The sequence below is a fragment of the Verrucomicrobiia bacterium genome, assembly GCA_036405135.1.
Taxonomy (GTDB): domain Bacteria; phylum Verrucomicrobiota; class Verrucomicrobiia; order Limisphaerales; family JAEYXS01; genus JAEYXS01.
The window spans coordinates 1-9,102 of the sequence record DASWYF010000046.1 but is presented as its reverse complement, the minus strand read 5'-3'; the positions used below and the strand labels follow the sequence as shown (position 1 = coordinate 9,102).

Genomic DNA, 9,102 nt, shown 5'->3' with positions numbered 1-9,102 from the left:
TTCCTGCTCGATCTCCCGTAAGGTCAAAGGCCGCTTGGGTTCTGGCTTCATCCGTGTTCCTTTGGTTCGTGGTTGCCCCTTTGCACCCAGGATCGGAACCGTTACCAACTCATTATGGGGGCAGTGTCAAGATGCGCCCCTTTCGTAGCCGCCGAGATAGGAAGGCGGATTCCTCCCAGCCGACACAGGAGGCTCTACCCTTCGCCTTTAAACATTTGCTCTCAGAATTATTGGCCCGCCGGTGCAACCGGCCTACTTCAAAAACTCCTTCCGCGCCGCCTCCACATCATACTTCTCCAAAATGACCGCCCGTTTCCTCACCTCATCCACGGCGTTGGGAAGATAGCCCTGATAGTCTTTCTTCGCCTTCGCCACCGGCAAGGTCAGGGTGGTGATTCTGTCTTGCGGTGTCCCTAGGCTGAAGTGGACTTCATCATCTTTGAATTCTATCTTGCCACCACATTTCTTGAACTCTTGAACCATCAAATCTGGTTCGGCATTGGGCCCAAAGGTTTTATCGAACTCAGGCTTGGACATGGGAAAAACCAAACTGAAGATATTCTTTTCCAGGTGGATAAAGTCTTTCCGTTTTTCCATCGCCTTCAAAATCAACGCCTTCTCAGCCGCTGTCGTCGAGTCTTCTTTGGCGATGCTTTTCAAGACCATGGGCATCGTCCGGTTTGCATTGCGGATGATCTCGGAAGCCTTCGTCAAGGTTACCTTCTGTGTCCCGCAAAGACGTTTTTTGGCGTCATAATAAAACGGTCCGTTTTCCACCTTCACATTCGCAAGCAATGATTCTATTAACGCGAGTAAAAGTTTGCGCTCCTCTGCATTTAGTTTGGAGTTTTCATCGGCTGGAGTGCTCTTCAACTCCTTACTATATTCAATAAACGCTTCCCGATCAAATTCTGTGATCCAGTTCCCGAAAAAGAACGTGCGTTCTCTTTTTAATACCGATTCCAACTGTTCGACCTCTTCTGCGATGGAATCTTTGTTGCTTGTCAAAGTCTCCTTTCGGCTGCCTCCGAATATTCCCCGGTAATCCTGAAAAATATAAAGCGTATCCGTCTTCTCATCATACCGATACGACATGCTCTGCTCCTCGAACTCCAGACACCCACAAAGCAGCAGCAACAGACTGAGGGAAAATAGACACGAGATCTTGGAACGCATAGCCGCATCCTCCTCCCGGCTCAGCGATTAACAAGAAAATTTTGAACTCGAAGAAAAACTATCCTGCGCCTACGGCTACCCTAATTAATTTGAGCGTTCGACATCGCTCATTCCTTCGTCATTCGGGCTTAGGCATTGGTCATTTCATTCCCCACCTCTCCCCATTCCGCATCACCTTAAATCCTTGCCCGATCTCCCCACACGTCCGCTCAAACTCCTCCGTCGTCGCCGTATTAAAAGTGAACATATCGTAGTGACACGGGATCACCACCTTCGCTCCGATGTCCTTCGCCAGCTGCGCCGCCTCCCGCCCCCACAAGTTTCCCGCCACCCGCCGCTCTGGCGCCCGCCCATTGATAGGCAGCAACGCCACATCGATATTGAACGGCTTGAGGATATCCACCATGCCATCGAACAACATCGTGTCCCCGCTGTGATAGACCGTCCACGGCCCGAACTTCACCACGAAGCCGAGATAGATGTGCCGTCCGTCCTTGTCCTTATCCAACTTCTCATGCGCCGCTGGAACTGCATGAAATTCAAAGCCCGCCACCGAAACCTTCTGCCCCTCATCCAATCCCTTGATGCGCTCCTCTGACAAAGCGGAACGTTCCCGCACCGTCACCCGATTCGCCTCAGGGCAAACCATCACAATCCCCGGATTCACTTTCGTTAACGGTGACAACGTCTCCGGGTCCAGATGATCCGTGTGATTATGGCTCGAAGTCACCACATCGATGAAATCCAGTTTCTCTGGCGCGATGACCAACTCCGTCACCCGCGTATGCGGCTTATCCGTCGCCGCATACTTCCGCGTCAACGAATCCGAGAGATACGGATCAAACAGCAGATGCTTGCCCTGCCACTGGATCAAAAATCCGCTCTGCCCCAACCACCACAGATGGAACCCGGAGGGGGCAGGGGAAGTGGCTTTGACCTCAGCTAAGAAAGCGTCGTCTTTCAGTGCGGCAGGTTTAAGCACAAGCACCTCCGGGAATGACGAATGACCAAGCTCGAATGACGAAGGAATGAGCTAATGTGCAATGACTGAATAAAATCGATCTCATTGACATTAGACATTCGTCATTGTGGCATTCCTTGGTCATTCGGATTTCGTCATTGGTCATTTTGCTCAGAGCGTTTTCTTCACCTTCGCCACGCCCTCCACCATACTCACCAGCTTCCGCTTCGCCGCCCAGCGCGCCGTTTGGCTCAAGCCACAATCCGGCGCGAACACCAGTTTCTCCGCGGGCGCATGCTTCAGGCAGAGCTTCACGCGATTCGCCACATCTTCCGCCGTCTCGATGTAATAGCTCTTCACATCGATGATGCCGATGGCCACATCCATGCGCTTGGCGATGTCCGCGATCAGTTCGATCTCGGCAAACTCACGGCTTGCCATCTCCACATGCATCTCGTCCGCCTTCATATCGAGAAACGCCGGGAACATCGGGCTGATGCGACGCGGCCCCACCGCACGCGCCTTGTAATTGCCGAAACACAGATGCGTGCACATGCGCGTCTTGCCCACCACGCTCTCCACCGTGCGATTGAAGATGTCTACGAACCGTTTCGTGTCCTCCTTGTACGCGTAGCAACTCATCGATGGCTCATCCACGCTGATCTCCTTGCAGCCCGCCGCGACCAAATCTTCCAGTTCCTTCCGCACGATGGGCAGCAACGCTTCCGTCAACGCCCAGCGATCCGCATACTGCTTATTCGGTAACAAACGCCCGCTCAACGTGTAAGGCCCCGGCACGCTCGCCTTCAACGTAGTCTTTTCACCGATCTTCAACGAAGCCGCCACCTTTTGCAGCCGTTTGAATTCTTCCACTGCGCCCAATCCGCGTGGCGCAAGTAACTCACCCGTCACCTGATGCTTCCCACGCTGATCGTGCGCCGGTGGCCCAAACTTACGAGGCGACACCGATTCCAGCTCGATCCCTTGGATATAGCCATAAAACGAAAGATTGAAATCCAACCGCGTCTGCTCGCCATCCGTGATGACATCCAAGCCCGCCGCGATCTGATCATGCACCGCCGTGATCACCGCATCATCCTGCAACTCTGCCAAATCATCCTTCCCAAACTGCGGCAGGTTGTGTGAAGCAAACTCCAACCATCCAGGAAACGGATAGCTGCCAATGACAGATGTGCGTAGGGCCATAAATTATGAGGTATGAATTATGATTTATGAAGAGGAGCTTCGGGAGCTTTTGATGATCGCACTGATGATGGCCATCAATTCGTCAGCTTCAGTTAACAGAAGAGCCATTTTCTTTTCTTTCACCGTTCCCGTTTCGAGCAGCAGTTCCATCCAGTAAATTGTTTCTTCCAGTTCTTTCTGTGAGTCGCCCAGTTTGGAAATGAATTCAGCTTTGGACCTTGCGCGATAGGCTTCACGATAATTTGCTCCGACGGATGTTCCTGAACGAAAAATTTGATCTCCTAAAATTCGCCCTTCACGAGTAATGGGGAGAGTGCCGCACATCTTGATAATCCGAAGTGCAAAAAGCTTTGTGCGCACCCGCAAATCCTGTCTTTCCCCTTCATAACTCATAATTCATACCTCATACCTTGGCTATTACGCTCCAATCTTTTCGTAGAGTTTTGCCAGACGACGGGCATGCTCGTCGTAAGCTGCTTCAAACAATTCCGTCGCTTTTTCTTTCCCAACCAACGCTCCTGCCGTTAGCACTTTCGGCGGTTTACCAGCTTTCGTTAAACGCTCAGCCACCTCCGCCTTCATCGTATTCACCAACAAACACCCGCCCACAGTCGAACCCGGTGCGACTGGTGTTTCCAGTCCATCCAATTTCACCATCGCATCACCAATCGGCGCACCGGTATCCAGCACGATGTCTGCAAAGTCCTGCAGCTTCTTCCCGCTCGGATGCTGGCTCTTGCTTGCCTCCGAGTGCAACCGGCTGATGATCGCCACCATCTTGATGCCGCGTTGCTTGAAGCCTTCGGCCATCTCGATTGGCACGATGTTGCAACCGCTGGATGAGACAACGAGAGCTGAATCCTGTTGCGAAAGATCGAAGTTACGAAGAATGCGTCCCGCTAATCCGCTCACGTTCTCCAGGAACATCGCCTGCCGCTGACCATTCGGTCCCACGACGAGGTTGTGAAAGCTCAACGAGAGTTCTACGATGGGGTTGAAGCCGGGGAATGAGCCGTAGCGCGGCCACATCTCTTCCACGAGGATGCGGCTATGGCCGGAGCCGAAGAGATGCACCATGCGCCCGGCCAGAATGGTCTGAGCGAAGGCATCGGCGGCCTGCTGGATGAGCGGTTGCTGCTTCGCCACCACTTCCACCATGGCGCGGCACTTATCGAGATATTGTTCAGTCGGACTCACAAATAATTGAGGAAAAGCTAAGGGAAACGGACGTAAATGAAAATATCCCTGACTCCCGGCACCTTTGCAGTTTTATCGCACTGGCAGATTTAGCTTGGCTCGCCGGTTCAAAACGTTTTACTGAGCGCAGATTCAAACAAAGGAGATTTATGCCGATGACATTGGGAGATGGATTCAACCGCCGAAAGAAGCTCGACGCAGACATCGCCGCGTGGACGCGTCGTCTGGCCGAAGCAGGCAGCAACCGCCGTGAATATTTCACCGAAGCCATAGAAGGGGAAAAAGCGTTCAAGCCCACACCCGGTTCGGAAAAGATCGCTGAGCGCCACTACACGATCGAAGAATGCCGTGAGAAACTGAAAGCCCTGATCCAAGAAGATCAAGAGCTTGCCCTGCGCATCTCCAAAACCAACCAACTGGCTTCAGCGTCTGTTCGTGATCTCGATGGCAATGAAAAGCGCCTGACTGTGCCTGAACTTCTCGTGTTAAAGAACGATGTGATTCCCAAGCTGGAAGCCGCCGCGAAGGCGGTACCGTTGCGCGCGGAAAACATCAATCTGTTTGAGAATGGCAACGGCTTTGTGAAACACCGCATCATCAAGAAACAAGAGCGGAAAAAGGAAACTTTGGTGGAGAAGGGGATGAAGATGGAGGAACTCATCATCATCGGCTACGAGGTCTATGAAACTACTGACTATGGCATTCCTCGCCGTGAAGCATGGAATGAAGTGGACCGTATCCAGGAGTTTTCCGAAAGGGTCAAACAGGCCATTGCGGAAGCGAACAAGACAGAATTGCTCCCGATCTGAACCAAGCATATCCGTCCGCAAAGGTGTGGCTGGCCGAAGACAGGTTCATACGTTTGATAAAATCAATAAACAATATGCCAAATGTCTGACTCGAAGTTAGTTGCTTCGTTTTTGAAAAAGGCAAATTGCCACACGAAAAACTCAAACGGCAAAAAGCAAAAGGTATAAATGTCAAGGGTCACCTGTCACCCTGGTCAGTCACACCTTTGCGGATGGAAATAAAAAAACGCCCGGATCTTTCCGGGCGTTTTAGTTTTATAGCCTCTTACTTGATCGGTGCCCAAGCAAGCCCATCCGCCGTTTGACCAGCGGCGATTTCTTTTTCTACCTTCCACGTCTTCGTGTCGATCATCATCACCTTGCGGCTGGCATCGCAGGAGACATACACCTTCGCGCCATCCGGTTGCATCAGCACATATTGCGGAGCTTTCGGCACATCGATCGTCTGCACGATCTTGCGCGTTTGCAGATCGAGGACGCCGACTTTGTTGATGCTGATCAGCGCAATCACCAGATAACGGCTGTCCGGCGTCGTCGCCGTACCGTAACCGATGCCCGGCAACTCCACCCAATGCGTGACCTCATCCTTCGCCGTATCGATCATCGCCAGTTGCGGCTTCGTCTGATCGGATGTGAACGCCCACTTGCCATCTGCTGAAACAGAGATGCGCTGGGTGTTCGTGGAAATGGTGATGGTCTTGAGGTGTGTGCGCTTTTCCAGATCCAGCACGGAGACAGTGCCGGGACCGACATTGGCTGTGTAGCCTTTGCGATTATCTGGCGTGATCGCCAGCATGTGTGACTGCTCCTGCTTCGTGGGAACTGAGCCAACTATCTTGAGCGTCTTCGGATCAATGATGCTCACGGAATTCAAAAGTTCCGTTGTGACATAAAGCAAGCCATCCTTCGGTCCGATGACAGGGCAGTGCGGGCGCACGCCCTTGCCGAAATCGATCGTGTTAACGATCTTCTGTGACTTCACATCGATGACACGGATGAGCGTGCCATCGGTACCCGGTTTGCCCACGCCGGAATTACCGAAGATGGGCACATAAGCGAGCTTACCATCCGGCGAAGCAGCGAGTTCATGCCCCGTGATGCCGTCCTCCAGCACGTTCGCGATCTGCTTACCTGCCACGGGATCGATGATGCCCATGGAGAGATCGCCCTTGTTCGCCACCAGCACATAGCCTTTAGATTCGGCGGCCACAGTGGAAAAATTGCACAGCAATGCGGTTCCTGCCAAAAGGAGATAGAAGATAGATTTTTTCATCAGTAATAAGGAGATGCTTCAGTTCAGGGAGAGTGATGACAAGTAAAAAGCTGGCTCCTAACGGAGCCAGCTATGATCGGGACGTTCAAATAAACTCAGGGCACGTAGTAATTACCCATGTGCTCGAGAATCTTTGCGCGCAAGGTGTCGCCATCCACCGGGCCGTTATGACGCCACACGATCTTGCCATCGGTGCTTACGAGAACAGTGTGCGGCATGCCGCCGGGCCATTGCGGGTCGAGAGCTTTCATCATGTCTTCCATGTTCGCACCGCTGTAGAGATAGCTGTTCGTGGTGCGACCTTCGGCTTTGAGTGAGGGCTTTAGGCGATCCATCAATCCCGCGCCTTGCTTCTCCAAAAATTTCTTAGCCTTTTCTGTATCAGCCGGGTCATCCGTGGTGATGGTGATCATCTCGAAATCACGCAGACCGAACTTGCGGGCGGTGGTGACGAGTTCAGGAAACTCTTTCACGCACGGGATACAAGTGGTGGACCACACATTGAAGAGCCGCACTTTTTTCGTGCCATTTTTCACGAGCTTAGCAACGCCAGCGGCATCAATCTGCTCAATCGTCACCGGCGCTTTCTCCCACTTCTGCGTCTGAGCAGCCACGGCGGTTTGTTTGCTGCGCCACTTGGTGGAGCAGCCGTGCGGCTTGGTGATCTCCACCGGCACCGGCTTGCTTGCGAGTAACGCTTCCACGGCATTCCGAGCATCGTTGGACTTCACGGTGGATTCATCGGCGAAACGGGAATCATCGAAGCGGCCTTTGTAACGCAGCTTACGCTCGGCATCGAAGATGAACACGTGCGGCGTGGCTAAGCAGCCGTAGGCTTTCGCCATCGCCTGTGTCTCGCCGTCGTAGAGATAAGGAAAAGTGAAGCCGCTCTCTGCCGCATATTTCTTCATGTCCTCGAAGCCATCGTTGTATTTCGAGTAACCCAATTCATCGATGCTCAGGCCATCCGGGTGATTCGGATTGATGGCCACGAAGGTCAGTCCCTTCCCTTTGAAATCCGCGAGGAACTTCTTCAAGCGCGCTTCCACACCGTGCGAGGTGGGGCAGTGGTTCGAGGTGAAGAAGATCATCAGCACCTTGCCATCCTTGTATTCGGAGAGCTTGTGTGATTTGCCATCGATGCCCGGCAGATTGAAGTCCGGTGCCGGTGCACCGATAGGCAGATCCGCCACGCCTTCCTCAGCACGGAGCGTGGTGCACAGAGCGAACAAAGCGAGCGTCAGAGACAGTAGCTTCATAAATGGATGTCGGTGATTGAGAAAGGAGGCTAGCAACAATTCGTGGGCGGTGTCTATGGGGTTCTGGATCACGACCAGGGCTCACGCATTAAAAACACGACTTAAGCAGTGTAATAGACTGTACAAAGTAAGGGGTGAGCGTACAGGAGGAGGGATGAAGCAGCCCCCATTGAGTTTGCTGACGGTTCTGCAGGAAGTAACGGATCCGCGGGTGGAGCGGCGCAAGCTGCATAGCTTGCCCGACGTGCTGTGCATCGCCATCTGCGCGTTGCTGTGCGGGGCCGACAGTTTCGAGGACATGGAAGTCTTCGGCGAGGCCAAGAGCGACTGGTTCGAGACCTTTCTGGAGCTGCCGCATGGCATTCCCAGCCATGACACGTTCAACCGGGTCTTTGCGGTGCTGGACCCGAAGCAGTTCCTGGACTGCTTCATCCGCTGGACCCAAAGCCTGCGGACGGCGGTGGAGCAGGAGTTGGTGGCCTTGGATGGCAAGGCGCTGCGGCGGGCGATCAATCAGGGGGAGTGTCCCAAAGTGATGGTCAGCGCTTGGGCGGTGGCCAGCGGCCTGAGCTTGGGTCAGCTCAAGGTGGCGGATAAAAGCAACGAGATCACGGCGGTGCCCCAACTGTTGCGGGTGCTGGAACTGGCCGGGTGTATCGTGACGTTGGATGCCATGGGTTGCCAGAAGAACATCGCCAAAGAGATCCGGGCGGCGGATGCCGACTACGTGCTGGCCCTCAAAGGCAACCAAGGCACGGCCTTTGCCGAGGTCAAAAGCTTTCTGGATGACGCCATCCAACGGCAGGAGCCGCATCTGCTGACCGTGGTCACGGTGGACAAGGGGCATGGCCGGTTGGAGGAGCGGCGCTACTGGCAGACTGAACAACTGGCGTGGTTCGCCGACCGGACCCAGTGGGAAGATTTAAAGAGCGTGGGCGCAGTGGAGTCCGTCCGGACGGTCAACGGGGAGACCAGTGTGGAACGGCGCTACTACCTGAGCAGCCTCACGAACGACGCCAGCCGCTTTGCCCGCGCAGTGCGCGGCCACTGGAGCGTTGAGAACCAGTTGCATTGGGTCTTGGATCAGTAGCAAACCACAGGAGTAGAAGCAGAAAATGCTGGTCTGAGGATTTTGACTGCGCCACACGGAGCAGGTGAAAACAAAAAAGCACTCAAACCAGCACCGTTCGAAACTGGAAGTCCTGCGGCAGATTTGCAATC

General features: G+C 53.7%; 8 protein-coding genes and 1 pseudogene. 2 read left to right on the top strand and 7 right to left on the bottom strand.

Features of this window, described 5'->3' with window-relative positions:
- Positions 1–252 precede the first annotated feature (252 nt).
- The 5 genes from VGH19_21030 to VGH19_21010 all read right to left on the bottom strand — a co-directional run bounded on the left by VGH19_21030 (position 253) and on the right by VGH19_21010 (position 4,540).
- Entirely contained in the window at positions 253–1,176 is a 924-nt protein-coding gene (locus VGH19_21030; protein ID HEY1173862.1) for a hypothetical protein, read from the bottom strand.
- A gap of 139 nt (positions 1,177–1,315) precedes the next feature.
- Positions 1,316–2,158, bottom strand: a complete 843-nt coding sequence (locus tag VGH19_21025) for an MBL fold metallo-hydrolase (GenBank protein ID HEY1173861.1) — start codon at positions 2,156–2,158, stop codon at positions 1,316–1,318.
- Positions 2,159–2,308: 150 nt separating this feature from the next.
- A complete protein-coding gene (locus VGH19_21020) occupies positions 2,309–3,343 on the bottom strand; it encodes a methionine synthase (GenBank protein HEY1173860.1) in 1,035 nt (344 codons plus the stop codon).
- Positions 3,344–3,367: 24 nt separating this feature from the next.
- The gene (locus VGH19_21015; GenBank protein ID HEY1173859.1) at positions 3,368–3,736 is read right to left on the bottom strand and encodes a four helix bundle protein; all 369 of its coding nucleotides are present in this window, start codon (positions 3,734–3,736) and stop codon (positions 3,368–3,370) included.
- A gap of 24 nt (positions 3,737–3,760) precedes the next feature.
- The gene (locus VGH19_21010; protein ID HEY1173858.1) at positions 3,761–4,540 is read right to left on the bottom strand and encodes an SIS domain-containing protein; all 780 of its coding nucleotides are present in this window, start codon (positions 4,538–4,540) and stop codon (positions 3,761–3,763) included.
- A gap of 149 nt (positions 4,541–4,689) precedes the next feature.
- Here VGH19_21010 and VGH19_21005 point away from each other — a divergent pair, with 149 nt between their 5' ends.
- A complete protein-coding gene (locus tag VGH19_21005) occupies positions 4,690–5,349 on the top strand; it encodes a hypothetical protein (GenBank protein ID HEY1173857.1) in 660 nt (219 codons plus the stop codon).
- A 265-nt stretch (positions 5,350–5,614) separates the two neighbouring features.
- On the opposite strand, the gene VGH19_21000 is transcribed toward VGH19_21005, so the two are convergent.
- Both VGH19_21000 and VGH19_20995 read right to left on the bottom strand, forming a co-directional pair.
- On the bottom strand, positions 5,615–6,622 hold the full coding sequence (locus VGH19_21000; protein ID HEY1173856.1) for a cytochrome D1 domain-containing protein: 1,008 nt from the start codon (positions 6,620–6,622) through the stop codon (positions 5,615–5,617).
- A 95-nt stretch (positions 6,623–6,717) separates the two neighbouring features.
- Positions 6,718–7,881 (bottom strand): redoxin family protein, encoded by a 1,164-nt coding sequence (locus VGH19_20995; GenBank protein HEY1173855.1) that lies wholly within the window; start codon positions 7,879–7,881, stop codon positions 6,718–6,720.
- A 154-nt stretch (positions 7,882–8,035) separates the two neighbouring features.
- Here VGH19_20995 and VGH19_20990 point away from each other — a divergent pair.
- Positions 8,036–8,965, top strand: a pseudogene (locus tag VGH19_20990) (ISAs1 family transposase).
- Positions 8,966–9,102: the final 137 nt, after the last annotated feature.